The organism is Helicobacter cynogastricus, assembly GCF_900197855.1.
GTDB lineage: Bacteria > Campylobacterota > Campylobacteria > Campylobacterales > Helicobacteraceae > Helicobacter > Helicobacter cynogastricus.
The window spans coordinates 18,225-42,566 of the sequence record NZ_FZMQ01000017.1; the positions used below are offsets into that span (position 1 = coordinate 18,225).

At 44.4% G+C, this 24,342-nt stretch carries 26 protein-coding genes; 20 read left to right on the plus strand and 6 right to left on the minus strand.

What is annotated here, in order from left to right; translation table 11 throughout:
* The first annotated feature begins 1 nt into the window (after window position 1).
* Genes C6H00_RS07885 through C6H00_RS07915 form a run of 7 tightly spaced genes read left to right on the plus strand, consistent with a single transcriptional unit; the run spans window position 2 to window position 7,157 of the window.
* On the plus strand, window positions 2-2,455 hold the full coding sequence (locus C6H00_RS07885; protein WP_104750443.1) for a tetratricopeptide repeat protein: 2,454 nt from the start codon (window positions 2-4) through the stop codon (window positions 2,453-2,455).
* A complete protein-coding gene (locus C6H00_RS07890) occupies window positions 2,452-4,332 on the plus strand; it encodes an ATP-dependent helicase (RefSeq protein ID WP_104750444.1) in 1,881 nt (626 codons plus the stop codon). Before C6H00_RS07885 ends, C6H00_RS07890 begins: the two co-directional genes overlap by 4 nt.
* Window positions 4,314-4,985: a flagellar basal body P-ring formation chaperone FlgA gene (gene flgA, locus C6H00_RS07895; RefSeq protein WP_104750445.1), complete on the plus strand. Its 672-nt coding sequence runs from the start codon at window positions 4,314-4,316 to the stop codon at window positions 4,983-4,985. The genes C6H00_RS07890 and flgA overlap by 19 nt, the downstream gene beginning before the upstream one ends.
* Window positions 4,982-5,548, plus strand: a complete 567-nt coding sequence (locus C6H00_RS07900) for a UbiX family flavin prenyltransferase (protein WP_104750446.1) — start codon at window positions 4,982-4,984, stop codon at window positions 5,546-5,548. Before flgA ends, C6H00_RS07900 begins: the two co-directional genes overlap by 4 nt.
* Window positions 5,530-6,036 (plus strand): pantetheine-phosphate adenylyltransferase, encoded by a 507-nt coding sequence (gene coaD / locus C6H00_RS07905; protein ID WP_199769225.1) that lies wholly within the window; start codon window positions 5,530-5,532, stop codon window positions 6,034-6,036. The genes C6H00_RS07900 and coaD overlap by 19 nt, the downstream gene beginning before the upstream one ends.
* Entirely contained in the window at window positions 6,020-6,592 is a 573-nt protein-coding gene (gene tmk / locus C6H00_RS07910) for a dTMP kinase (RefSeq protein WP_104750448.1), read from the plus strand. Before coaD ends, tmk begins: the two co-directional genes overlap by 17 nt.
* Complete coding sequence (locus C6H00_RS07915) at window positions 6,573-7,157, plus strand: ComF family protein (protein WP_104750449.1); 585 nt, start codon at window positions 6,573-6,575, stop codon at window positions 7,155-7,157. The genes tmk and C6H00_RS07915 overlap by 20 nt, the downstream gene beginning before the upstream one ends.
* On the opposite strand, the gene C6H00_RS07920 is transcribed toward C6H00_RS07915, so the two are convergent.
* Window positions 7,144-8,031, minus strand: a complete 888-nt coding sequence (locus C6H00_RS07920; RefSeq protein ID WP_104750450.1) for a response regulator — start codon at window positions 8,029-8,031, stop codon at window positions 7,144-7,146. The genes C6H00_RS07915 and C6H00_RS07920 overlap by 14 nt on opposite strands.
* Window positions 8,018-9,187, minus strand: coding sequence for a 2-C-methyl-D-erythritol 2,4-cyclodiphosphate synthase (gene ispF, locus C6H00_RS07925; RefSeq protein ID WP_104750542.1), 1,170 nt, complete (start codon window positions 9,185-9,187; stop codon window positions 8,018-8,020). Before ispF ends, C6H00_RS07920 begins: the two co-directional genes overlap by 14 nt.
* Window positions 9,188-9,391: 204 nt before the next feature.
* Here ispF and thiC point away from each other — a divergent pair, with 204 nt between their 5' ends.
* The gene (gene thiC / locus C6H00_RS07930) at window positions 9,392-10,729 is read left to right on the plus strand and encodes a phosphomethylpyrimidine synthase ThiC (RefSeq protein WP_104750451.1); all 1,338 of its coding nucleotides are present in this window, start codon (window positions 9,392-9,394) and stop codon (window positions 10,727-10,729) included.
* On the opposite strand, the gene C6H00_RS07935 is transcribed toward thiC, so the two are convergent.
* Window positions 10,726-11,097, minus strand: a complete 372-nt coding sequence (locus tag C6H00_RS07935; RefSeq protein WP_199769221.1) for a c-type cytochrome — start codon at window positions 11,095-11,097, stop codon at window positions 10,726-10,728. The two genes, thiC and C6H00_RS07935, sit on opposite strands and share 4 nt — an antisense overlap.
* Before the next feature lie 57 nt (window positions 11,098-11,154).
* On the opposite strand from C6H00_RS07935, the gene C6H00_RS07940 reads away from it, so the two are divergent.
* Genes C6H00_RS07940 through nspC form a run of 10 tightly spaced genes read left to right on the plus strand, consistent with a single transcriptional unit; the run spans window position 11,155 to window position 19,613 of the window.
* Window positions 11,155-12,003 carry a bifunctional 5,10-methylenetetrahydrofolate dehydrogenase/5,10-methenyltetrahydrofolate cyclohydrolase gene (locus tag C6H00_RS07940; protein ID WP_104750452.1) on the plus strand — a complete coding sequence of 283 codons (849 nt, stop codon included), beginning with the start codon at window positions 11,155-11,157 and terminating at the stop codon, window positions 12,001-12,003.
* The gene (gene lepB, locus C6H00_RS07945; protein WP_104750453.1) at window positions 11,997-12,851 is read left to right on the plus strand and encodes a signal peptidase I; all 855 of its coding nucleotides are present in this window, start codon (window positions 11,997-11,999) and stop codon (window positions 12,849-12,851) included. Before C6H00_RS07940 ends, lepB begins: the two co-directional genes overlap by 7 nt.
* Window positions 12,848-13,300 carry a ribose 5-phosphate isomerase B gene (gene rpiB, locus C6H00_RS07950; protein ID WP_104750454.1) on the plus strand — a complete coding sequence of 151 codons (453 nt, stop codon included), beginning with the start codon at window positions 12,848-12,850 and terminating at the stop codon, window positions 13,298-13,300. The genes lepB and rpiB overlap by 4 nt, the downstream gene beginning before the upstream one ends.
* Window positions 13,294-13,626 carry a coiled-coil domain-containing protein gene (locus tag C6H00_RS07955; protein WP_104750455.1) on the plus strand — a complete coding sequence of 111 codons (333 nt, stop codon included), beginning with the start codon at window positions 13,294-13,296 and terminating at the stop codon, window positions 13,624-13,626. Before rpiB ends, C6H00_RS07955 begins: the two co-directional genes overlap by 7 nt.
* Window positions 13,627-13,635: 9 nt before the next feature.
* Complete coding sequence (gene apt / locus C6H00_RS07960) at window positions 13,636-14,181, plus strand: adenine phosphoribosyltransferase (RefSeq protein WP_104750456.1); 546 nt, start codon at window positions 13,636-13,638, stop codon at window positions 14,179-14,181.
* Window positions 14,182-14,200: 19 nt separating this feature from the next.
* On the plus strand, window positions 14,201-14,827 hold the full coding sequence (locus C6H00_RS07965) for a DedA family protein (RefSeq protein WP_104750457.1): 627 nt from the start codon (window positions 14,201-14,203) through the stop codon (window positions 14,825-14,827).
* Complete coding sequence (locus tag C6H00_RS07970; RefSeq protein WP_104750458.1) at window positions 14,827-16,305, plus strand: leucyl aminopeptidase; 1,479 nt, start codon at window positions 14,827-14,829, stop codon at window positions 16,303-16,305. Before C6H00_RS07965 ends, C6H00_RS07970 begins: the two co-directional genes overlap by 1 nt.
* On the plus strand, window positions 16,305-17,405 hold the full coding sequence (gene ychF / locus C6H00_RS07975; RefSeq protein WP_104750459.1) for a redox-regulated ATPase YchF: 1,101 nt from the start codon (window positions 16,305-16,307) through the stop codon (window positions 17,403-17,405). Before C6H00_RS07970 ends, ychF begins: the two co-directional genes overlap by 1 nt.
* A 37-nt stretch (window positions 17,406-17,442) precedes the next feature.
* On the plus strand, window positions 17,443-18,414 hold the full coding sequence (locus C6H00_RS07980; RefSeq protein WP_104750460.1) for a chemotaxis protein: 972 nt from the start codon (window positions 17,443-17,445) through the stop codon (window positions 18,412-18,414).
* Complete coding sequence (gene nspC, locus C6H00_RS07985; RefSeq protein ID WP_104750461.1) at window positions 18,414-19,613, plus strand: carboxynorspermidine decarboxylase; 1,200 nt, start codon at window positions 18,414-18,416, stop codon at window positions 19,611-19,613. The genes C6H00_RS07980 and nspC overlap by 1 nt, the downstream gene beginning before the upstream one ends.
* Here the strand turns inward: nspC and prmC are convergent.
* Window positions 19,610-20,443 carry a peptide chain release factor N(5)-glutamine methyltransferase gene (gene prmC, locus C6H00_RS07990; protein WP_104750462.1) on the minus strand — a complete coding sequence of 278 codons (834 nt, stop codon included), beginning with the start codon at window positions 20,441-20,443 and terminating at the stop codon, window positions 19,610-19,612. The genes nspC and prmC overlap by 4 nt on opposite strands.
* A 165-nt stretch (window positions 20,444-20,608) precedes the next feature.
* Between prmC and C6H00_RS07995 the strand changes: the two genes are divergently transcribed.
* Window positions 20,609-21,874: a glycosyltransferase family protein gene (locus C6H00_RS07995; protein ID WP_104750463.1), complete on the plus strand. Its 1,266-nt coding sequence runs from the start codon at window positions 20,609-20,611 to the stop codon at window positions 21,872-21,874.
* Here C6H00_RS07995 and C6H00_RS08000 read toward each other — a convergent pair.
* Together C6H00_RS08000 and C6H00_RS08900 are read right to left on the minus strand one after the other, a co-directional pair.
* Window positions 21,867-22,649, minus strand: a complete 783-nt coding sequence (locus tag C6H00_RS08000) for a glycosyltransferase family 25 protein (RefSeq protein ID WP_324728795.1) — start codon at window positions 22,647-22,649, stop codon at window positions 21,867-21,869. The genes C6H00_RS07995 and C6H00_RS08000 overlap by 8 nt on opposite strands.
* A complete protein-coding gene (locus C6H00_RS08900; protein WP_233704496.1) occupies window positions 22,613-22,762 on the minus strand; it encodes a hypothetical protein in 150 nt (49 codons plus the stop codon). The genes C6H00_RS08000 and C6H00_RS08900 overlap by 37 nt, the downstream gene beginning before the upstream one ends.
* Before the next feature lie 186 nt (window positions 22,763-22,948).
* Here C6H00_RS08900 and C6H00_RS08005 point away from each other — a divergent pair, with 186 nt between their 5' ends.
* The gene (locus C6H00_RS08005) at window positions 22,949-24,292 is read left to right on the plus strand and encodes a short-chain fatty acid transporter (RefSeq protein ID WP_104750544.1); all 1,344 of its coding nucleotides are present in this window, start codon (window positions 22,949-22,951) and stop codon (window positions 24,290-24,292) included.
* The last annotated feature ends 50 nt before the right edge of the window (window positions 24,293-24,342 follow it).

A 24,342-nucleotide genomic window follows, 5' to 3' on the forward strand; every position in this document is an offset into this window, starting at 1 on the left:
AATGACAGAAGAACCCCAAAATAACCCTAAAAAATCCCTCTTCCCCTCTTTACTCCAAGCACTCAAGGGACTTTTTAGTCAAGCCACTTGGGGCAAATTCCAAAATAATTGGAGTGAGCTCAAAAGTCGCCCAAAGTTACTTTATGGCGTGGGTGGGGGGATTTTGGCGTTTTTACTGCTAATTGGCGCACTCTCCCTTCTTGTGCATTACAAAACACAAAGTAACCACCAAGAAATGATCGAGGCAGAAACGCAGTTGCAAAAACAACGAGACAAGGTTACTTCTAATGCAAATGAAGATTTTGCCAACTTACCCACCCTCAAAGAAGAGAGTGCGATTCCTCTGAGCAATGAAGAAGAGATCAATGCCTTGATTGCAAAAGCCGATTTGCTTTACCAACAAGGACAACGCCAAGAAGCTCTTAAAGTCTTTAGCGATATTTCTCACATGTCCTCTAGCATTGCCAACCACAATTTAGGTGTTATTAAAATGCATGAGCATGACTACACCGGTGCTCTGCAAGCCTTTAATCAAGCCATCGCTTCCAAACAAAACACTTCGGTGAACGCCATTAACGCGATGGTGGCTTCATTCTATTTGAACAATATGGACCTTTACACGCGCTATTTGCGCCTGACCATGCAAAGTCTCCCAGAAATTGCCAACCAACCCATTTACGCCTATGCCTATTCTCTAGGGCTGTACTACGGAGGGCATTATTTTGAAACCCTCTCCACCCTCAACCACTCCAATTCAATCATCTTTAAACCTGCGCGCCAACGCCTAGCTGCTAAGATTTACCTTCTTTTTGGAGATGCGCAAAATGCCTTAGATAATTTAGGCGAGGTGGCAACTCCCAAAGATGATAAAGCACTAGGCTTACTCTATGCCCGCTTAGGCCACTATCAAGAGGCTTTGAGACATTTGGAACGCTATGCCGATCATTTTCCTCAAGATTTGAGCGTTTATATGGCTATGGAGCTGATTCATCTAAAAATGGGGAATTTTCCCCAAGCAAGTGGGGTACTGAATTTTTTACAACAACAAACCAAGAACGATGCCAACAAACTTAAGATTCTTGGCGACACCTATCCCATCGCACCCATCGTCAACGCCCGCTTTTTTGATATTGACAGCGTGCGGCGCGATTTTTGGAACAACAATTTTAGACGGAGTATTGGCCTACCTATTTATCGCATTTTCTTTTATTACGCCCCTTTCAAACTCATTGATGCCAAGAAAGGTTTAGAAGCAATTCAAGAGGGGGTGTTTTTTGTGGATACAAGTGGGAGCAAGGATTTTGATGGGGCTCTTAAATCTCTAGAAAATGGTAAGAACATGAGCATGTCCGATCAATACACTCTTATAGCTCTCAAAGAAATCGGTCGTTCACATTTGCGTAGCGCGGTACATCAGCTCAAACGCGCCCTGCAAGCTAATCCTAATAATGCAGTAAGTCATTATAATCTTGGGCTCGTCTACGCCCAATTAGATGATTTTAATGACGCAAGCTTCCATTTTAGAAAATCCTATCATTTGGATAGTCGCAATATCCTTGCTGGAATCTTTGCTGTGGTCGCTGGACGACTCAATTATGAGGACATGAGCACCTTTTTAAAAAATCTCACCATAGATTTTCAGGCGATGGATTTCTCTGACAAAACAGAACGGGCTTTTTTAAACTCTTTTATTGCCTACCTCAATGACGCTAGTAATGACGACCTAACATGGCTAAATAGTGTAAAAAGACCCTTAAAAATCTATTACGCCCTCAATATCGCCTATGCTAATAAGACCCATGATAAGAACCGCTTAATTCAGAGCTTTAGAGCTCTCCAAGTCATGCAGCCTGATAATATGCTCACTAATCTTTTCTATCAAATGATGCTCAAATACCGCGCAGATATTAAGCAAATGCTAGAGGCTTATGCACTTTTGACCAACAAGAACATGAATATTGAAGAGCTTGTGCATGGGCCATTGCTCGCGCGTAAGATGTACATTTACTTAGGCTTTGTAACCGGGCTTTTGAATCAACAAGAACAGGAATTGACCACACGCCTAAGCGTTACGCGGGATGAAGACCTTAGCACTGATTTAATGCGCATGCTAGGTCTTTTAAGTATTTTCCAGAAAAAATATGAAAAGGCCATAGGAATATTTACTTTCCTTATTGACAAACGCAAGGAAATCAGCGCAGAACCTTTGCTTCTTGCTAGTTTGGCCTATATTGCTCTTAAGCGTTATGGCGATGCGGCCTTGCTTTTAGAGTTTGCTAAAACTAAATTGCCCGGCAACTACGATGTACGCTATGGTTTGGGGTTACTCTACCAACGCATGGGCAATTTTGAAGCCAGCGTAAACCACTTTGGCGCGATCAAGGATTCGGATTTTCAATCTGCCTACCTTGACTTTGCCATCCAGCCCCCCACAGCTCAAAAAGATTTCCCATGAAAGAGCTTCTTTTAGCCGATCTCAATGTTCCCCAAAGAGAGGCTTGTACACATACAAAAGGTCCTCTGCTCATCTTGGCCGGGGCAGGTAGTGGGAAAACCAAAACTTTGACTACCCGTCTAGCCTATTTGATCGCCCATGAGGGTGTGCCTCCTCAAAACACTCTTACCCTCACTTTTACCAACAAAGCTGCTAAAGAGATGCAAGAGCGGGCTAGAGTACTTCTGCGCCTCTGTGGACATGCGCACACACAATCTCCACGACTAAGCACTTTTCATAAATTTGGTTTTGCTTTTCTCAAGGAGTACGCCTCGTTACTGGAACAAAAAAAATTCAAGTTGATCTCTCCTGAGGAAGCCAAGACACTTAGCAAAACAGCTATTCTTAATCTTAGGCCTAGTTTTATAAATGCAGATGTGTACTTAGGGCACGCGCTCAAAACCATCTCTATGATCAAAAATCATCAAATTGCCCTAAAAGATTGCTATCCAGATATTCAAAAAGCTTACGCCCTTTATCAAGAAATTTTACTTAAAGAAAATAAAATTGATTTAGACGACTTGTTAGCTATCCCCTATGCTCTGCTTGATTGTCTGCCCGATTTGGCCATGCATACCAGCCAACGCTATCGTTTTATCATGGTAGATGAATACCAAGACACCAACCCCCTACAATTTAAGCTTTTACAAAAGCTTTGTACTGCACATCAAAACCTTTGCGTGGTGGGGGATGATGATCAGAGCATTTATGGTTTTAGGGGCGCAGATATTACCAATATCTTGGAATTTCAGGATCAGTTCCCCCAAACTAAGGTAATCAAGCTAGAGCAAAACTACCGCTCCTCACAAGAAATTGTCAAGTGCGCCAACGCCCTTATTACGCACAATACTCAACGCCACCATAAACGCCTCTTCAGCCACAAGCCCAGCCACCAAGACCAACGCCTTATCTGTAAGCATTTTGATAACTCCCAAGAAGAAGGTAGATTCTTAGCGCACACAATTTTAGAACGAGTTAAATGCGGAATCGCCTACCATGAGATGGCCATTTTATACCGCTTTAACACGCTTTCTAAGGGCGTAGAGGAAAGTTTGCGCCGTGCACAGATTCCCTATAAGATTGTAGGTAGTGTGGGTTTTTTTGAACGCAGTATCATCAAAGACCTCTTAGCGTATTTGCGTGTCATATGTGATCGTTGTGATGATGAGAAGTTGTTAAGAATTATCAATAAGCCCCCTCGTGGCTTAGGAACTCATCGTATAGAAAAAATCATAGAGCTGTCTCAAGAAAAAGGACTTTGTATTTATCAGCTTTATAGACAAGGTCTGTTAGATGTTATTTTAGATTCAAGAGGTCGCAAGGGATTAAAAACACTCTTTGATTCTTTGCAAAAGTTGCAATCCTACAAAGGGGCTGGAGTGTTGGACGCGCTCTTGCAAATCTTTCCTATTGATTCAAGCTGCAATGAGGATGAACTTGCTTGCATAGAAAGCTTGAGGATAATGCTTGAAGATCACTTTGAGGATCAAGAAGCCAGTTTAGGCGAGTTTTTAGAACAAAGTATCTTAGAAGAGCCTAGAATAAAGACTGCAGACACACTTTCTTGCATGAGCGTACACTCAGCCAAAGGATTAGAATTTAGAGTAGTCTTTGTGGTGGGCTTTGAAGAGGGCTTTTTTCCCTACTATAAGGCGGATTTAGAAGAAGAACGCCGTCTGTGCTATGTGGCGATCACGCGGGCTAAAGAGGAGCTCTATTTATGTAGCGCAACTCAAAGATTTTATTTTAATGGTCTGCAACAGGGATTAAAACCCTCGTCTTTTTTGGAAGAGGCAAGACTTTTAATAGGGAAGAAGCGATGCGTGCCCTCACCCTAAGTCTGTTTTGCATGCACATTCTGTTGGCCGATCCGCTCACTTTTTTAAGCCAATGTTTGCAAAAAGTCTACACAGACTTTTACCATGCCTATACATTCCAAATCCGCAGTGTACAGGTGCATTTGACAAGTGGAGATTTAGATAAGTTAGATGCCTTCCTCAAACCCTATGAACAAAAAAGTCTCATGCCCATCACCCTGCGCCCCCAACAATTTTTGCGCTCCGATGGGTGGGTGCGCGTGGGGAGCGCGTTACTCAAATACCAAGTCATCGCAGACATCCAAATTTATAAAACCAAGAGCGCGCTTAAAAAAGACATTAACTTAGACAGCCAAAATACTTACTCCCAGATGATCCCCTTTGAGCAGTTCAACACCATGCCTATTGATTCTTCTTATATCAACAATAGCAGTACCAAGAGCTTTTTAGGCGCGCATATTCTGCTTAGTGTGGACAAGGTCGCGCCCAAGATTTTGGTTTATAAGAACGAAATGTTTAGTGCCACGCTCACTAGCGGAGCGATCTCTTTGGAAACCTCTTTGCAAGCCTTGCAAAATGGAAGTTTAAACCAAGTGATTGAAGCGTTGAATCTGCAGAGCAAAAAGCGCGTACAGGTCAAAATTACCGGTTTGCTCAAAGGAGAAGTGTTATGAAATTGATCTTGGGCATTAGTGGGGCAAGTGGGATCAATTTGGCTTTAAAATTCATAGAGCACCTCCCTATAGAACACCAGCTTTTTGTAGTGCTCAGTAAACATAGTAAGAAAGTAGCACATGCAGAAAATGCGCTCCAGCTCAAGGGCGCATTAAAACAAAGCTCCCGCCCCTTAGAAATCTTTGAAGACTATCAAATTGATGCGCCCATTGCCTCAGGAAGCTTTAGAGCGGACGCGATGGCGATCATTCCTGCTAGCTTAAACATTGTGGCTAAGATCGCGCATGGGCTTTGTGAGGACTTGATGAGTCGCGCCGCTGCTGTCATGCTCAAAGAGCAAAAAAAACTCTTGATCGCCCCTAGGGAGTTGCCCCTGCACGCTCTAGCCCTGCAAAACCTGCTTAGTTTAGCCCAAGTAGGGGCAATTATCGCCCCGCCCATGCTCACCTATTATACCAAGCCCCAAGACTTGGAGAGCATGGAACTTTTTTTAGTGGGCAAGTGGTTTGACGCGCTAGGCATTGATAACCAGCTTTACACCCGCTGGGGACAACCATGCTAGAACATGGCGCAATCTATCCGGGAACTTTTGATCCCATCACCAATGGGCATTTGGACATTATTGAGCGCGCCAGCGCGCTTTTTGGGCATTTGATTGTGGCAATCGCCAAATCTAAGGCTAAATCTCCTATGTTTTCCCTAGAGGAGCGTTTAGAGATGATGCGCTTGAGTACCGCACATTTGGCGCGCGTGGAATGCGTGGGCTTTGAGGGACTCTTAGTAGACTTAGCCCAGCAAAAAGGCACGCGCTATATCATTCGCGGGCTAAGGGCACTCAGCGATTTTGAATTTGAATTTCAAATGGGGTATGCTAATAAATCCCTCAACCCCCAGCTAGAAACCCTCTATTTCATGCCCGCGTTGCAAAATACCTTCATTAGTGCCTCTGTGGTGCGCTCGATCTTAGCCCATAAGGGACAAATTAACCACCTTGTGCCCCCCAGTGTGGTGGAATTCATCCAAAAGAGGGGCGATGTGGATCGCGCTTGAGGGGGTGGACACCAGCGGGAAGAGCACTCAAATAGCTTTGCTCCAGCGCGTCTTTAAAGAGGCGATTTACACCCAAGAGCCCGGGGGCACGCCTCTTGGCGTTACTTTGCGTCATAGCGCTCTGCATAGCGCGCTAAGTCCTAGCGCGCGCTTTTTACTCTTTTTAGCCGATCGGGCGTTGCATTTAGAAGAGGTGATCAAACCCAACGCACATAAGCTCATTTTTAGCGATCGCTGTTTAATTTCAGGGCTAGCTTATGCGCCCTATAGCTTGCAAGAGAGCTTAGAGTTACACCGCACCCACCAGCTAGATTATGTGCCTGATGCGGTGTTTTTCTTGTCTTTAAAAAGAGCAGAACTCATCCAACGCCTGCGTGCTAAAAGCACAGATTGCATCGAATCTCAAGGGGTGGATTTTCTCCTGCACACTCAAGCGCGCATGTTAGAGGCGTGTGCTCTACTGGACATAGAGCCTTATATTTTAGAAGCGGGGCAGAGTGAGCAGGCTATCCACTCCCAAATCTTAGAGCATTTGCATGCGCTGTCTGCTCTGTGAGCGTTGGATTGCCCCTTTTACTCTGGTGTGTGCGCGCTGCGATCGCCATTTAGAACCCCAAATGATGGTGCGCACTCTAGCAGATGTGCCTATCTATGGCTTTTACATCTATGATGAAATAGAAATCTTGCTCAAGAGCAAATACTACGATATTGGTAGTCGTCTTTTAAATATTTTGGCGCGCAAGGTTGGACAAGTTTTTAAAGAAGAAAAAAGATATTCTTGGCAATTCCCTGCTAGTCTGCAAGGCATTGCCATTGATGATAGAGTCAAAAAAGCCTATGCTCATAGCGCGGTGATACTTAGGAGATTTTGTCAAGAAAACAAATGGCCTGCTCTCTATAACCAACTTAGAGCTACCAGAAACATCACTTATGCGGGAAAAAGTCATGATTTTCGCCAAAGCCATCCCAAAGACTTCATTTTTAAGGGCAAAATGGGAGATTATTTTTTAGTAGATGATATTTTAACCACAGGGAGCACCATGCAACAAGCTATCAAGACGCTAAAAAAGGCGGGAGCTAGGGTGCACTTTGGCGTGGTGCTTGCACTCACTGCGCACTAGAGGGTTTGCGTGGAAGATTATAACGGCGACGCTTTTCCCAAAGGGATTTACGACTGATGCCTAAATGTTTAGCCAACTCTGTATCTGTGTATGAGGGGCTAAACTGCACAATGGCGTGCTTTTCATAATCTTGAATGGAGAGTAGCTCTAAGGGCATGCCTACCTCTTGCTGATCGTCTAAATCGATCACATTTTCAAAGTCTAGTGAGCCTACCCCCACAAAGGAAATGATGGCGTTGCGTTTGCTAAGGGTTTTAAGACATCTGTCTCTTTCAGAAGGTTTTAGAGTTTCTAGGTGTGTAGCGTAAACAACACCCCGCGCATTTTCTAAGGATATGTCTCTCAAAGAGATAAATTCTAAATCCAAATGATGGGTGCGCGCATAATGCAAGGCAAAAATATCCGCATTATTTTGAGCATGGCTGCGAACAACAAGGGGCAGGACATATTCCATATGGGGGTTGAAGTTGCGTTGTGTGATCATGGCATCTAGATATTTATCATAGAGGCGCACACGATTTAAGATTTCTTTATAGGCCTTGTGGTAGGTGATTCTGCGGATGAGGTCTTCCATCTTAAAAGGCTTTAAAATGTAGTCCTTAGCTCCAGCCTGTAGAGGACGATTAACACTATCCTCACTAATAAAATTGGTCATCATGATTGTAATCGAGTCGGAATTTTTGCGTACAAAATGCGCGCAACGATCTACGCACACTTTGGCAGATATTAAAACCACATCGTAGTCTTCCTTAAAATTATGGAAGATACTTGAAACGACCTGACAATGGTAACCTATGCTTGTGAGTGCGTTGGCAATGCTTTGGGCTAAGTGGACTTCATCCTCAATAATCAGGGCAGTTTCAACTTTTTTCATGCAGATCGATAGGGCGGGTTGTGATTTGCACCACAGCTTGCGCGCCCATGCCTTCCTTTCTCCCTATGAATCCTAAGCCTTCTAAAGTGGTGGCTTTGAGGTTAACTTGGTGGGGTTGTGCGTGTAACAAGCGGGCGATATTTTGGCAAATGCGCCCTCTATAGGGGGCAATTTTTGGAATCTCAGCCAAGAGATTGAGATCGACATTTTGCACGATATAGCCCATGTTTTGCAAGAGGGCGTAAATCTCTTGGAGCATTATTACAGAGTCCATATTCTTAAAGCGAGGGTCTTGATCGCTATAATACATTCCAATATCCCCCCCCTTGATCGCCCCTAAGAGCGCATCGCTGAGCGCGTGCAAGAGCACATCCCCATCGCTATGGGCTCTAAGTCCTAAATGGGAGCAATCTGCAGGATCAATGAGCACCCCGCCTAGCTTGAGGGGTTTATGCGCTTCAAAAGCGTGTACATCAAAACCTAGCCCCATATGTTGGGTGGGCGGATCGATTAGAGGGGCTAACATGGCTAAGTCCCAGCGATGGGTAAGTTTATGTAGGCGTGTGCTTCCCTCTATAAATTCCACTTGCGCGCCCAAATGTAGCAAAGCACTACTCTCATCGGTAAAATGCCCCAAAGCATAGGCTCGTTTAAGGCTGGAAGTCAAGCAAATTTGAGGGGTTTGCACACAGCGGACCTCTTGTCTATTTAGCGTCCATGGTGGTGTTCCATAAACAAGTGTATCATTGGGAGACACAGCCGGAGCAACGCCATCCAGGCTTTGTTTTTGCATAGTTTCAAAAAGATGAGCCAGCACACATAAATCTAGTCCAAAGCGCGCCACATCACTCACCACCACAAAGCGGCTACTTACATGCTCTAAGGCATTTTGTACGCTCTCTTGGCGACTCTGTCCTCCCACCACCACACAAGCATCAGGGAGGCGTTGTTGTACAAAGACTTGCTCTATAGAGTTGCTCACCACCACAATAATGCGCTCAAAGCAACCCAAACGGACAAATTGTTCATACACTCTCTGCCATAAAGGCATGCCATGCACTAAAATCCACTGCTTTTTAAGTCTCTCTAGCCCAACTAAACCTTCTGCAAAACGCCTACCCTCTCCTGCAGCCGCTAGGATTAGCGAGATTCCCATAGCTTTAAAAACACTAAAATCTATTTCTCTTGACTTTGGCATGACTCTTTATTCTATCGCATTTTGACTTAATATAGGCTAATATTCCACCTTCAATAATTCAAAATATCCAAAAAGCTTACCAATAGCAACATAATAATCGTGTCTTGGGTTTTAAGCTGCGCTGCGCTATGTTAAGGCATTTTAGACACTAAGGAGATAGTCATGGCACGCACATATTGCGACCAACGAAGCAATGATCCCATTAAAACCCAATTGCATTATGCCAAAAAGGGCATGATTACTGAAGAGATGGCCTATATTGCCAATGTGGAAGAGGTGAGTCCTGAAAGCGTGCGCGCGGAGGTAGCGCGTGGGCGTTTGATCATCCCCGCTAATATTAAGCACCGCAACTTAGAGCCCATGGGGATTGGAATCGCCCTTAAGACCAAGATTAATGCTAATATTGGCAGTTCGGCAATCATCCACTCCACTGAGGAGGAAGTAGAAAAGTTGCGCGTGGCTATCAAATACGGCGCGGACACGGTGATGGATCTCTCCACAGGAGGGGATTTGGACGCGATTCGTGCAGAAATCATTAAAGCTTCCAGCGTACCCATTGGCACCGTGCCTATGTACCAGATTTTGCACGATGTGAATAATGATGTCATGAAATTAGACATAGACACTATGTTAAAGGTACTGGAAAAACAAGCCCAGCAAGGGGTGAGTTATTTTACGATTCATTGTGGCTTTTTGCTCGAGCACATGCCTTTTGTGAGCCAGCGCAAAATGGGCATTGTTAGTCGAGGCGGGAGTTTGATGGCCTCCTGGATGATGCACTATCACAAACAAAACCCCTTTTATGAAGCCTTTGATGACATTCTAGCCATTTGCCAGCAATATGATGTCAGTTTGAGTTTGGGGGATTCTTTGCGACCGGGTTGTTTGGCGGATGCAAGCGACACCGCCCAATTTGCCGAGCTCAAGGTTTTGGGTGAATTGGCCGCGCGCGCCTATGAAAAAGATGTACAAGTGATGATTGAAGGCCCCGGACATGTGCCCTTAAACCAAATTGAGCGTAATGTCAAACTCCAACAAGAGCTGTGCAACCAAGCTCCTTTTTATGTGTTAGGGCCTTTGGTAACTGACATTGCTGCTGGTTATGATCATATCGCTAGTGCCATTGGGGCATGTGTGGCGGCATGGAAAGGGGTAGCCATGCTCTGCTATGTTACCCCTAAAGAACATTTAGGTTTGCCTAACGCTAAAGATGTCCGAGAAGGTATTTTGGCCTATAAGATTGCCGCCCATGCCGCTGATATTGCGCGCGGGCGGGTGAATGCGCGTGTGCGTGATGATTTAATGAGTGATGCGCGCTACGCCTTTGAGTGGAATAAACAATTTGAGCTTGCCCTTGATCCCGATCGCGCCAAAGAATATCACGATGAAGCCCTGCCTCAAGAGGTCTTTAAAGAAGCGGAATTTTGCTCTATGTGCGGACCTAAATTCTGTAGCTATAAGGTGAGTCAAGACATCTTTAGGAACTACAAGGGGGCTTAGTTCTGTTTATTGTCTCTGACGGAGGTGATATAGTAATAGATGGCCTTGATTTCATCAAGTGTCAAGTTGTAACGAGGCATAATAGACCTGCCTCGCTCTAGGGCGTTTTTGAAGCGTTCAAAGGGCAAGTTGTAAATGGGTGGGGCTTTGAAAATGCGTTCCTTGCCATGTTGCCTGTAGTGGGTGATGATTCTTTGCTCACCCAAAGGAGCATGGCAACGAGCACAACTAATATCGCGTGGGTTTTTATACAGCTCTTTGCCATATTCAAGAATGGTGATGAAGCTATCGTCCTTGACTTTACCTTTTAATAAGGTTTGCGCGCTTAATAACCCTAAAAACAGCCACACAACCACCAACCCACGCATGCTAGCCCTTTTCAAAGATTTTTGATTATAATAGCGCAAAAATTTCTTAGGATGGATATGGCGTTGTTAGATGGGTGGACCTTAGCAAAAGAGCGGGAAGTGGCGTTAAGTCAAGAAGTGGCGCGCTTGGGGGTTACGCCCATATTGGTTGTGATCTTGGTAGGCGAGAATCCTGCCAGTCAGCTCTATGTCCAAATGAAGGCTAAAGCGTGCATGCGCGTGGGCATTGATTGTCAAGTACAAAGCCTTAAAAGTGAGCTTTCCCAACAAGCCCTACTAGAGATTTTGCACAATCTTAACAACGATCCGCGTGTGCATGGGATTTTAGTCCAACTCCCCCTACCTAAGCATTTGGACACACGCGAGATTTTAGAAGCGATCGCGCCCTGTAAGGATGTAGATGGCTTCCATCCGCTCAATGTGGGGCGAGTGTATTCTAATAGCCTACTTAAGGGGTTTTTGCCCGCTACGGCAATGGGAGTGATGGAACTTTTAGAACATTATGACATTCCCATTAAAGGGCAAGATGTGGTCATTGTAGGAGCGAGCAATATCATTGGAAAACCCTTAGCCTCTTTAATGCTCAATGCAGGAGCGAGTGTGAGCATTTGTCATATTTTAACTAAAGATTTGAGCATGTATACCCAAAGAGCGGATATTATATGTGTGGGCGTGGGCAAACCTAGACTAATCAGATCGGAAATGGTTAAAGAGGGGGCTGTTATAGTGGATATTGGAATTAATAAAGAGGGGGACAGAGTGGTAGGAGATGCCGATTTTGAGGCATTGAAGGACAAAGTTAGCTATATCACTCCTGTGCCCAAAGGGGTAGGACCTATGACTATTAGCGCACTTTTAGAAAACACACTTCTAGCCGCTAAAACCTCTCTGGAGTCCTCATGTTAAAGAAAATCAACCGCTTTATTTCCAGCTGGACAGGAAGTCTTATTTTAGTGCTCTTGGCGATTTTTTTCATCGCCCAAGCTTTCATCATCCCCTCGCGCTCGATGGTGGGCACGCTCTATGAGGGCGACATGCTCTTTGTGAAAAAATTTAGCTATGGAATCCCCATTCCTAGACTTCCATGGCTGGACATTCCCCTCTTGCCCGATTTCAAGGGCAATGGGCATTTGATTGAGGGCAAACGCCCTCAGCGGGGCGAGGTGGTGGTCTTTATTCCACCTACTAATAAGGGCTATTATGTGAAACGACTCTTTGCAGTGGGGGGAGATGAGGTCATTTTTAATCAAGAGGGATTTTATTTGCATCCCAAAGAGAGTGATGGTGATTCGCAGTACATTAGAAAGCACTTCCCTCACCACCAGATCAAGCAGTTTCTAGGCAAAGATTTTGTCTTTGCCCCCTATGCTTCTGCGCATAAGGGAATTTTTTATGCTCAAAACAACCGCACTTTTGAGGTGATGCAAGCTCTAGCAACCCATCAAGTTGAGATCAAAGGAGTGAGTGTTTCTATGCCTCTCATAGAACTGGAAGGTGAAACGCTTTTTTATACAAAGATTGAACCTGATCACTTCTTTATGATTGGAGATAATCGGGACGATAGTAGCGATTCACGTTTTTGGGGGAGTGTACCCTATAGCCACATTGTGGGCACACCTTGGTTTGTTTATTTTAGTCTTAATCTCACCAATAGTGAGGGCACAAACGACCCTAAAGATATTTTCAAGGTGCGCTGGAAGCGCATGTTTAAGAGTTTGAGTGGGCTTGAAGCCATTGCCGGAGAGTCAAAATGAAAGAGATTATACTAGGTTGTGATCACGCAGGGCTAACTCTAGGGGAATTTATCCAAAGCCTCTTATCCTCCGATCAAACCCGTCTCACTTTTTGCAAGCCCCCAACAGGTACACGGGTAGATTACCCTGATTACGCTAAAGAAGTTTGTAACAAATTGTTAGCTTCGTCCATGCCCAAAGATACACGCGGAATTTTAGTTTGTGGCAGTGGGATTGGCATGAGCATCGCTTGTAATAAAATTCCCGGAGTGCGTGCTGCTTTGTGCACAGACGCATACATGGCCAAAATGGCGCGTTTGCATAATGATGCCAATGTACTTTGTTTGGGACAAAATGTCGTGGGTTTTGGGGTAGCTCAGAGCATTGTAGAAGCCTTTTTGCAAACAAAGTTTGAGGGGGGAAGACATGCGATCCGTGTACAAAAATTAGAGAGGATGAACACATGTTAGCCCAATGGATGATCGTCACTCTTGTTGTGCTTTTTGTGGCTTACATGGCCATTCGTGCGTTTTTTTACCGCTCTGTGGCTAAACGCCAAGAAAAATACTCTGCTTCTATGAAGCTCACTTTGCAAGAGGCTGAAGTATTGATTCAAAAACACCAATTACAACTCCAACGTTCTTTGGGCAATATTGATATTTTAACCCATGAGATGAACGCGCTCAAGGATGAAGTGAAAGTACTCAAACAGCGCAATGCACAATACCGCCTAGAAACCGACAAATATAAAGCCCGTATCCGCGAATTAGAACAAAAAATTGAAGCGTTATTGTAAGGAAGATCGATGTTTAGCCAAAAACTCAAAGCCCAACTTCACGAGGCGATTAGAGAAGTGCCCGATTATCCCAAGGCGGGCGTTTTATTTAGGGACATTACCCCCCTTATCAACCATCCCGCACTTTTCTCCAAGTTGATAGACACCCTCAAGGTGCGCTATCAACACCATAGCATTGATTTTGTGGTGGGCATTGAAGCGCGCGGCTTCATTCTTGGCGCAGCACTAGCATACGCGCTAGGTGTGGGTTTTGTGCCCGTGCGCAAAAAAGGCAAATTACCTTTTAAGACCCTTGAGGTCTCCTATCAGCTAGAATATGGCGCAGGTAGTGTAGAAATGCACACAGACGCGTTTAAAGAGATCAAGGACGCGCATGTCTTGCTGGTGGATGATTTGATCGCCACAGGGGGTACGGCTTTAGCCAGCTTGGAACTCATTGAGAGATTGCAGGCTAAGTGTCTTGAAGCCTGCTTTTTGATTAATTTAAAGGAATTGGGGGGGTTGGAAAAAATGTCAGAAAAAGTGAATACCTTTAGTATTTTGGAGTACTCTTAATGGTGCAGAATGGGTATTAATGGAAGCTTATATTATTGAATTATGGGATCAATACGCCCCCACTTGGGGCTATGTGATCCTCTTTTTTTGGAGCATTTTAGAGGGGGAAATTGGTTTAATTCTAGCAGGCATTGCCTGCTATTCAGGGCACATGCACTTGCTGTTGGCGATCTTGGTGGCAGGCTTGGGGGGGTTTAGCGGGGATCAAATTTATTTTTACATTGGGCGCACCAGCAAGGCGTATATTACCAAAAAGCTAGAGAAACAGCGGCGCAAACTCGCCCTAGCCCATTTACTCTTGCAAAAATACGGCTGGTTTGTGATCTTCATCCAACGCTACATGTATGGTATGCGTACCATCATTCCCATTAGTATTGGACTCACCCGCTATAGCGCACTCAAATTCGCCTTGATTAATTTAATTAGTGCCTTTGTGTGGGCATCCATTACCATTGTGCTGGCGTGGTTCTTTGGGGAACAAATTTTCCAAGCCTTTGGTGTACTTAAGCGTTATCCTTACCTTATTATATTACTATTAGTCTGTGTGTTAGGTGTTGTGTTTTGGTATTTCCAAACCCACACGAAGAAGATAGACAAAAAAATTCAAAAAGTCCAAAAAGACTTAAAACTTAAGAAAGGATCGTAATGTTGCAGTTCAAGTTAGATCATGCCTCTTTTGAGCATGTTAAGGCCGATGTGGCAGTTGTTTTTGTCGTGGAGAAAAACCTCAATCATGCTTGGGTGCACCACAAGGAAGTGCTAGAAACCTTTGGCTATGAAGGCGAAGGGGTGTTTTTTGATCAGGCTCATAAACGCCTCTATGTGGGCGTGGCACATAATGATGTCCACCTCTTTAGAGAAGCCGCATGTTTGGCACTCAAGGCTCTAAAAAAATACCATTTCAAAAGCCTTAAAGTCGGGCTCTATGCGGCTAAAAACGCTACAGAGGGAGAATGTCCACTAGGTCAGACCATGCTTGCCATCCTCACCGGATTACAATTTGGGCTTTATCAATACGAAGCCTATAAGAGCAAAAAAGAGCCCATCCACCTTAAAGAAGTGCATGTTGCGCTAGGCGAAGCCTCCCAGTTTGAACATGAGGTCAAAACCTTAGAACGCAATTTAGAAAAACTCTTACACAAAGCCCATGTGTTGGTCGAACATGTGAATTTGGCGCGCGATCTAGTCAACACCCCTCCAGATGTGGCCAACGCGCCCTATATCGCCAAAAAAGCCCAAGATTTGGCTGAGAAAAACGGGCTGGAATGTTTTGTACATGGCGAGGATTACCTTAAAGAGAAGGGCATGAACGCCTATTTAGCGGTCAATCGCGCCTCTGCCAACCCTCCAAGACTAGTGCATGTTGTCTACAAACCTAAAAACGCTAAGAAAAAAATCGTACTGGTGGGCAAGGGCTTAACCTATGACTGCGGTGGCCTGAGCATTAAAACCGCTGAATACATGATCACCATGAAAGCGGACAAGGGCGGGGCGTGCGCGGTGCTGGCTACCATTAATGCCCTAGCTCATTTGAAAGTAGATGCAGAGGTGCATGCCGTGTTAGGTTTGGCAGAAAATATGATTTCTGGCAACTCTTATCGCCCCGATGACATTCTCATCTCCAAAGAAGGAAAAACCATTGAAGTGCGCAACACGGACGCAGAAGGGCGTTTGGTACTCGCCGATTGTTTGAGCTTTGCCCAAGACTTAGAACCCGATATTTTAGTGGATTTTGCTACCCTAACTGGAGCTTGCGTGGTGGGCTTAGGGCAGTACACCAGTGGGATCATGGGCAATAATGAAGAGCTCAAAACCCGCTTTGAACATGCCGCACTCAAGAGCGGAGAATTGGTCGCCAAATTGCCCTTTAACCGCCATTTGCGCAAACTCTTAGACTCCAAAATGGCGGATATTGCCAATATCACCCCCGTGCGCTATGGAGGCGCGGTTACTGCTGGACTCTTTTTGAATGAATTTATCCGCGAAGAGTATAAGGACAAATGGCTACATATTGACATTGCCGGCCCTGTCTATATTGAAAAAGATTGGGATGTAAATACCCCGGGAGCTAGCGGGGCAGGTGTGCGCATGTGTGTGGAATTTGTGCTAGAAAGCTTGAAGTAGTGGGACTCTCTATTGGAATTGTGGGCTTGCCTAATGTGGGCAAGTCCAGCCTTTTTAACGCGCTCACACGCAGCGCGCAAGCCCAGAGCGCGAATTACCCCTTTTGCACCATCGATCCTAATAAGGCGATCGTAGATGTGCCCGATACACGCCTGCAGGCTCTAGCGCGCATTGTCAAACCTGAGCGCATCCAACATTCCAGCGTGGAGTTTGTGGACATTGCTGGACTTATCAAGGGAGCAAGTCAGGGCGAGGGCTTGGGTAACCAGTTTTTGGCCCATGTGCGTGAATGTGCGGTGATCTTGCATGTGGTGCGCTGTTTTGAGGATAGCAATGTAGTCCACGTGAGCTCTCAAGTAGACCCCTTAGCGGATATGGAAGTGATTGAGATCGAGCTGATTTTAGCAGATATTCAAAGCTTGCAAAAACGCCTTGAGCGCTTAGAAAAACTGGCTAAGAGCTCTAAGCCAGCCCATACACAATTAGAGTTCGCACGCGCGCTTTTGGCGCATTTAAACGAGCTCAAGAGCGCGGACTCCTTTGCACAAAAAGATCATCCCCTCTTTGCAGAACTCAATCAAGAATTGCGCTTTTTGAGCGCAAAAAAAGTGATTTATGTAGCCAATGTGGGTGAGGAAGAGGTGGGCTCATTGCAAGGGCATGCCCTCAAGGTGCAAGAGCGCGCCATGCAAAGGGGAGCGCATTTTGTGCACCTGAGTGCCAAATTGGAGGAAGAGCTAGGGGGCATGGAAGAGGGCGAGGCTAGAGAGTTTTTAGCTAGTTTGGGCATCGCACAAAGCGGATTGGATCAAGTGATTCGTTTAGGCTTTGAAGTGTTAGGTTTGATGAGTTATTTCACCGCTGGGGTCAAAGAAGTGCGCGCATGGACCATTGAGCGTGGTTCTAAAGCCCCAGAGGCGGCCGGGGTGATCCATAAGGACTTTGAAAAGGGTTTCATCCGTGCAGAAACCATTGCCTACGCGGATTTTATCGCCTATGGGGGCGAGCAGGGTGCCAAAGAAAAGGGGGCATTGCGCATTGAGGGCAAAGATTACATTGTCCAAGATGGGGATGTGATGCATTTTAGATTCCATGTGTAGCTATGTTATAATGTGCTTTTATTCTTGAGGAGTGCAGATGGCGAATAATCTTGCCCATGTTGATCAGGTAACCAATCTCCACCGCAATAATGAATTGCAGCTTTTATGTTTTAGGCTGGGTAAGAATAAAGACCTCTATGCGGTGAATGTGTTTAAAATCCGCGAGGTGGTGAAGTATAATGGCAGTTTGACCATGATTAGTCATGAGCCTAATTCTTTGGTTGAAGGGCTTATTATCATTCGAGAACTCACAATCCCCCTCATTGACATGAAAAAGTGGTTCTATTATGATAGCAATAACAAGCAAAAAGATCTACGCCCCTTTAGGATTGAAAAAGACCCTAAAGAGGACGACATTATTATGATCTGCGAGTTTTCCCGCTGGACAATCGGGGTACGCATTTATGAAGCGGATCGGATTTTAAACAAACGTTGGACAGAGATCGAACAGAGCGCAGGCGTGGGAGGCAATAGTGGCAATTCTAAGTTAGTGAGCCGTACGCGTTATTTTGATGGTCGCTTGGTGCAAGTGGTGGACATTGAAAAAATGCTTACGGATGTCTTCCCTTGGATTGAACAGGAGAGTCAAGAGGAGCTCAACCGCCTCTCCCAGCTCTATAGCGATAAAATCGTGCTCTTTGCAGACGATTCCCCCAGTGTGCTTAAGACCATGCAAACCATTTTGGACAAATTGGGTATTAAACATATTGATTTTATCAATGGGCAACAACTCCTAGATTATCTTTTCGATCCTGAAACCGTGATTGAAGACATTGGACTCATCATTACTGACCTTGAAATGCCAGAAGCGAGCGGGTTTGAAGTGATTCGGCGTGTCAAACTTGATCCTAACACACTCAAAATTCCCATTGTAGTTAACTCATCTATGAGTGGTAGCAGTAATGAAGAGATGGCTAAGTCTTTGCATGCCGATGACTTCATATCTAAATCTAATCCTTTAGATGTAGAGCGCATTGTTAAACAATTTTTACATGCACGCCCAGTTTAATGGATTATAAGGCTATCCCCTCACCTTGCTATGTGCTTGAGTTGGCCAAGTTACAACGCAATTTAGCGATCTTAGAGCGCGCCCAAACCCAAGCTCAGGTCAAAATCCTGCTTGCTCTCAAGGGCTTTGCCTTTTGGCGTAGCTTTGAGTGGGTGCGTTCTAGTTTATATGGTTGTTGTGCAAGTGGGGTACATGAAGCCTTGCTTGCCTATGAAGAATTTGGCTCTAGAGAGAGCGGTAAAGAAATTTGCGTCTTTAGCCCGGGTTATAAACCCGATGAGATCGCTCAACTTCTGCCCATCGCCACACATATTGTCTTTAATTCTTTCGCTCAATACCACGCCTATCAAGACTCCATAGTGGCCAAAAATAAAAAGTTAGCCAAGTTGGGGCTCTCTCCTATTAAGGTCGGCTTACGTGTCAACCCCCTTTTTAGCCGTGTAAGTCCTCTTATTTACAACCCTTGCGCGCCCCATAGCCGTTTGGGCATCACACCTCATGCCTTTAAGCAGGGGGTAGAGGAGTTTGGATTAGAGGGCATTAGTGGGTTGCATTTCCACACCCATTGCGAGCAGGATTCCCCTGCATTAGCCGAAACTTTAGAACATGTCAGTGCGCATTTTGGGGAGTTCATCGCACAAATGGAGTGGATGAATTTTGGGGGTGGACAACATATCACCAAAGAAGGGTATTCTTTGGAAATCTTGAGTCAAGCGGTGCGGGACTTTCGGGCGCATTATCCCAATATCCACGATATTTTTTTAGAGCCGGGCGAGGCAGTGGGCTGGCAAGTGGGTTTTTTGCTCTCTAGTGTGGTGGATGTTGTGGAGAATGAGGGACAGATTGCAATTCTAGATATTAGCATTGCTAATCACATGCCTGATTGTTTGGAAATGCCTTATAGACCTGAAATTTTGCATATAGACAAAAATGGAGAAGCACAACCCGAGTTAGAGGGAGGTCTGCCCTACTATTTGGGCGGAGTGAGTTGCCTAGCTGGAGATTTTATTGGGCCTTATTATTTTGCCCAACCCCTAGAGGTGGGTGATCAAATTATTTTTCAAGACATGCTTCATTATACGATCGTTAAAAATAACACTTTTAATGGAGTCGCTCTGCCCTCTTTGGGTTTGGTGGCTAATGGAGAGTTTGAATTACTTAAATCCTTTGAGTATACCCACTATAAGGGGCGTAACTAATTTCTAAGCGTGGCTACGAAGCCTCGATTAAGCTTAGCGTAATCGTTATAAAACACTCCTCGATAGCCTCTGATTTCCAAATATTCGCTCAAAGATGCCTTTTGATTGTCTCCCATTTCACAAATGAGGAATTTCACCCGCTTGCTAGCCGCCTCATCAATGAGAGCTTTTAAAATCTCATCCCCCTCTTCGCCTCCATACAGGGCAATTTCTGGTTCATAGCGCACCGATTCCTCTAGGGGGTAATCTAGGGGAATGTAGGGGGGGTTGCTCACTACAAGAGTGCGCGCAGGAATATCTACACCCTGCAACAAAGAGGTGTGCATCAAAGAGATACGAGATTGCAAACTAAAAGTAGTGATATTAATACTAGCAACCTCTAGGGCATCCATAGAAATATCTGTGCCCATTATGCTAATTTTAGGATGTTGTAAGGCCAAACTGATAGCAACCACACCGCTCCCAATTCCAACCTCAATCACATTTTTAATGCCATATTCTTGGATGAGTTCAGAAGCTTGGTGTACCAATAGTTCCGTTTCTGGCCTAGGGATTAAAACCCGTTCATCCACAAAAAATAGGCGACTATAAAAACTCACTTCGTGAGTGATGTATTCAATAGGCTTGCCACGCGCACGGGCTTTAACCATGCGCATAAAGCGTTCTAAGGCAAAATCTTCTAATTCTTCTTGGGCATGCATGTGCAAATAAACACGATCCACGCCTAAAAGATGGGCTAAAAGAATCTCCGATTCTAGGGCTGTCCGTATGCCCTTGTCTCTAAGCAATTTCTTAGCCTCATAAAGTGCCTTGGAGATATTTGTTTCCATTAATCACAACTTAAATTTTGGATTGGCAAAAACTCCATTCTACACTAAAAAACCTTTTAAAATACCCCTTGTTGTAGGGGTTTAATGCGTATTAAGAGTCCTTGAGTAGAGTTTCTTCTCTATTCCATATAAAAATGATGTTAGAATGTACAGAAAGGTTGTTTTGTGCGTATCCTATTTTGCATCGATAAGCTTTCACCTAATGATTATAATCTAGCTGAAGCTCTCGCCTCTGAAGGGCATACTGTTTTTGTACTCACAGATGCACATCTGCAAACTCAAGTTTTTGCGCAGACTATTACAAGTGGCACTATCACCAAAGAAGCCATAGAGTTAGAGCCTAATTTATTTGCCATAGAGTTTGCTATTACGCTCAAAAATTCCTACCAAGACTACGCTGGTGAAGTCAAAGAATATCAAGAATTTGTCCAAGCTTTTGAATGCGACGCACTCATTGTGTCCTCAATGCTGAATTGGAGTGCCAGTCTCCTCTTAGAGTTTCTGCCCACTCTCAAGGCACAAAGAAAAATCTTGAAAGTTTCAGAAGAGCATGTTTGGCTACCCATTTTTGATAGAAAGTGGAAAACTTACCTTTATGAGTGCTTCAAATCTCTCTTTTATGGTACTGCACTTAAGAACAAGATCAACCAAACACAAAATCTAGAAGCCCGTTATATCGACCAAATCAAACAGTACGATAAGGTCTTCTTTCCTTTGCAAAAACGCTACCATTGGGATGAAGTGTTTGCACCACATTCGCAAAATATAGATTATCTCCCCTATAGTGTTTCTAAGATTAAGAGTCCCAAATGCTTGGAAAAATCTTTGCTTGATGCAGAATTTCCTCTACAGAAACAAGCACACACGGCACACACTTTTAAAGATGCTAGCTCTCTCCTGGAGGGTCGCCCTTATCTTTTAAACCTCGCCAATTACTATTCAGACAACGAACAAAAAATGATTTTAGAGGCCTACTACACCAGTCAAACACGCATCCCTCTTGTCTTTGCAGGTCAATACAATTCAGGCTATGTCTTGCAGTTATTGTGGAGCACAAAGATGCATAAATTTGATGTTTTGTATGGTTTTAGAGAAGTGTATTTTCTCTGTGGCGTGCAAGCAAGCGAAGCTTCTAGTCTGCTTGAAGGGGCAACTCTATTTTTGTGCATGAGTTCCTCTAACTCATATAAAATCTGTCCTGCATTGCTTTTAGAAAGCGGATCATATGGTGTGCCTTTTGTAGTGAATAACAGGGACTCTTATGCGCTTAATTGCCCTCCAAGCCTTGTAGTTACCAGCAATGAAGAGATGAGCTTAGCCATCGATAGCCTTTTAGGGATTCCTAGCTACTACAACACGATGTCTCAAGAGTTACTTAGTATAGCTACACAATGCACCCACACTAAGATTGCCCAAAAGCTTATCAGCTAATTAAAGAGGCGTATTTTCTTAAAAAATAGTGGTAGTAATAGTGCCTACGCATTTCTGAAATCCAGCGTTTGAGGGGCTGCTGCTTGTTTCGCTTCTTGTAGAGGGGGTCTATGGTACTCAGACGGGCATTTTCTTCCGTAAAAATGGTAGACTTGGTATTATGCGTATTAAAACGCACACTCAAGGGAATATAGACAATACTAGGAAGCTTGTGAATACGCACGATATTTAAAAACTGATCGGCAGGCTCGCTAAAATGTAGACTGTGACTGACCAAAATCTTAGCTGCTTTAGGAGTGATGTAATAAGCTGAAGCCCCGTAAACATCGCGCAGGGTCATATAAAAATGTTCTTTAAAAATGACTTCGCGGTTGACATTTGTGGGTAACACCATTAAGCCATGATTAGCCCCCACTACAGAATGGGAAGGAAAGGTGATCTCAAAACCCACCCAAAGCCGTACAATCTCAAAGGGACTATGCAAACAATCTAAAATACTTTGATAAAAGTGAGGTTGTAATTCAAAATCGTCTTCTAGGATCACAATAGGTTGGTTGGATTTAATACATTCAAGCCATAACATATAATGACTGGCATAGCAACCCAACTCCTCAGCAAACATCTCGCGTCCATCAAAACCTTGAAACCAATCACTCCTTTTCAAATGCTCACGAGTATAGGAGTGCTCCATCAGTGAGCTATAACCTAACTCCTTGCTGAAATAGTGGCTGTGCTTGTCTATTGCATCAAAAAGATGGAATCTAAACTGCGGAATTGAATCTTTTTTTTTATGAGGGGGGGGGGGGGTGGATTATCCACCATCGCCTGACATGAGACACGGCGTGGGCTATTTTTTAGAGAAATGATATGTATATTGAAAATTTCCATGTCGGTCCTTATATGAATGTGTGAGTATAGCATGGTTGGATTGTCAAAAAAAGGTAATAGCGTGATGTGCATACTACACGATTTTACCCAACCAACAAAGAGTGCAAGTTTTAAATCCAAAGCATAGGGTTATAAATCCGACTTATGGGTTAGAATAGAATAGAGAAAATGTCAGGGAGTGAGAATATGTTACGGGCTTTTACGCGTCTTTGTGTATCTTTAGCCTCGCGCTGGTTGCCCGATTCCTTTGTTTTAGTGGCTATTTTAACTTTTATGGTGTTTGTTGCCGTGTGGATTTTTACAGATCAATCCACACTTCAAATTATACAAAATTGGGGTAATGGGGCGTGGAAATTGCTTGCCTTTTCTATGCAAATGGCCTTAGTGCTTGTTTTAGGGCAGGTACTAGCGCAGGCAAAAGTGATCTCTTGGGGTCTACAAAAATTGGCGCAAATCCCTAAAAACCCTTTTTGTGCCATTATTTTGGTAAGCGTATTAGGAATGTTGGCAAGCTTGATCAATTGGGGTTTTGGATTGGTGGTTTCAGCCATTTTTGCCAAAGAGATCGCCAAAAAGGTGCGGGGTGTGGATTATCGCCTCTTGATTGCGACTGCTTATTCAGGCTTTGTGGTGTGGCATGGTGGCCTTTCTGGATCAATCCCTCTAACTTTGGCTAGTGGTGGAGAAGCCTTAAGCAAGAGTACGGCGGGTATTTTACAAACAAGTATCCCCACCACTTCTACCATTTTTGCCCCCTTTAATTTGATCATTGTAGGGGTCATTTTCTGTAGCTTGCCTTTTTTGCTGGCTTCTATCCACCCCAAAGCTCAAGATGTTATAGAGGTTGACCCCAAACTTTTAGAGCACGCGCGCACTGCTCCCACAACCCCCTCCACTCTAGCTAGCCATTTAGAACAAAGCAAACTCTTGAGCATTTTGCTTGCTCTATTAGGTTTTGTCTACATTGTGGCGCATTTTGTGCGGAGTGGGGGTTTGAGTTTAAATATTCTCAATATGATTTTTCTTTTTGCTGGGATTTTGCTACACAAAACCCCCATCGCCTACATCCGCGCCACTAATGAGGCCGCCAAAAATACTGCAGGAATTTTGATCCAATTTCCCTTTTATGCGGGAATTATGGGAATGATGGTAGGGAGTGCTGAAGGTGGAGTGAGTTTAGCTGGCTTGCTTTCTAAGTTTTTCATTAATATCGCTACGCCCCATACTTTCGCACTCTTTACTTTTTGGAGCGCGGGACTGGTGAATATTTTTGTGCCTTCGGGGGGTGGGCAATGGGCGGTACAAGCCCCTATCATGATTCCTGCAGGTTTAGAACTGGGGGTTAAACCAGCTATTACGGCTATGGCTATCGCTTGGGGAGACGCTTGGACAAATATGATCCAACCCTTTTGGGCATTGCCAGCTTTGGCTATCGCCGGATTGGGGGCTAAGGACATCATGGGCTATTGTGTGATCACGCTAATTTTTACAGGATTTGTGATTGGAATGGGATTTTTATTGATTGCCTAACCATCTAAACTTTAATGTTTTTATGGAAAACTATTGAAAAAATTTTACAA

Coding starts and splice junctions, on each gene's coding strand:
- C6H00_RS08005 (WP_104750544.1), top strand. CDS start 22,949: ATGTTACGGGCTTTTACGCGTCTTTGTGTATCTTTAGCCTCGCGCTGG.
- C6H00_RS07935 (WP_199769221.1), bottom strand. CDS start 11,097: ATGCGTGGGTTGGTGGTTGTGTGGCTGTTTTTAGGGTTATTAAGCGCG.
- apt (WP_104750456.1), top strand. CDS start 13,636: ATGTTTAGCCAAAAACTCAAAGCCCAACTTCACGAGGCGATTAGAGAA.
- C6H00_RS07920 (WP_104750450.1), bottom strand. CDS start 8,031: ATGAAAAAAGTTGAAACTGCCCTGATTATTGAGGATGAAGTCCACTTA.
- C6H00_RS07890 (WP_104750444.1), top strand. CDS start 2,452: ATGAAAGAGCTTCTTTTAGCCGATCTCAATGTTCCCCAAAGAGAGGCT.
- tmk (WP_104750448.1), top strand. CDS start 6,020: ATGTGGATCGCGCTTGAGGGGGTGGACACCAGCGGGAAGAGCACTCAA.
- C6H00_RS07965 (WP_104750457.1), top strand. CDS start 14,201: ATGGAAGCTTATATTATTGAATTATGGGATCAATACGCCCCCACTTGG.
- ispF (WP_104750542.1), bottom strand. CDS start 9,187: ATGGGAATCTCGCTAATCCTAGCGGCTGCAGGAGAGGGTAGGCGTTTT.
- C6H00_RS08900 (WP_233704496.1), bottom strand. CDS start 22,762: ATGGAAATTTTCAATATACATATCATTTCTCTAAAAAATAGCCCACGC.
- lepB (WP_104750453.1), top strand. CDS start 11,997: ATGTTAAAGAAAATCAACCGCTTTATTTCCAGCTGGACAGGAAGTCTT.
- C6H00_RS07955 (WP_104750455.1), top strand. CDS start 13,294: ATGTTAGCCCAATGGATGATCGTCACTCTTGTTGTGCTTTTTGTGGCT.
- C6H00_RS07940 (WP_104750452.1), top strand. CDS start 11,155: ATGGCGTTGTTAGATGGGTGGACCTTAGCAAAAGAGCGGGAAGTGGCG.
- nspC (WP_104750461.1), top strand. CDS start 18,414: ATGGATTATAAGGCTATCCCCTCACCTTGCTATGTGCTTGAGTTGGCC.
- C6H00_RS07915 (WP_104750449.1), top strand. CDS start 6,573: ATGCGCTGTCTGCTCTGTGAGCGTTGGATTGCCCCTTTTACTCTGGTG.
- prmC (WP_104750462.1), bottom strand. CDS start 20,443: ATGGAAACAAATATCTCCAAGGCACTTTATGAGGCTAAGAAATTGCTT.
- C6H00_RS07970 (WP_104750458.1), top strand. CDS start 14,827: ATGTTGCAGTTCAAGTTAGATCATGCCTCTTTTGAGCATGTTAAGGCC.
- C6H00_RS07900 (WP_104750446.1), top strand. CDS start 4,982: ATGAAATTGATCTTGGGCATTAGTGGGGCAAGTGGGATCAATTTGGCT.
- C6H00_RS07885 (WP_104750443.1), top strand. CDS start 2: ATGACAGAAGAACCCCAAAATAACCCTAAAAAATCCCTCTTCCCCTCT.
- rpiB (WP_104750454.1), top strand. CDS start 12,848: ATGAAAGAGATTATACTAGGTTGTGATCACGCAGGGCTAACTCTAGGG.
- thiC (WP_104750451.1), top strand. CDS start 9,392: ATGGCACGCACATATTGCGACCAACGAAGCAATGATCCCATTAAAACC.
- C6H00_RS07980 (WP_104750460.1), top strand. CDS start 17,443: ATGGCGAATAATCTTGCCCATGTTGATCAGGTAACCAATCTCCACCGC.
- flgA (WP_104750445.1), top strand. CDS start 4,314: ATGCGTGCCCTCACCCTAAGTCTGTTTTGCATGCACATTCTGTTGGCC.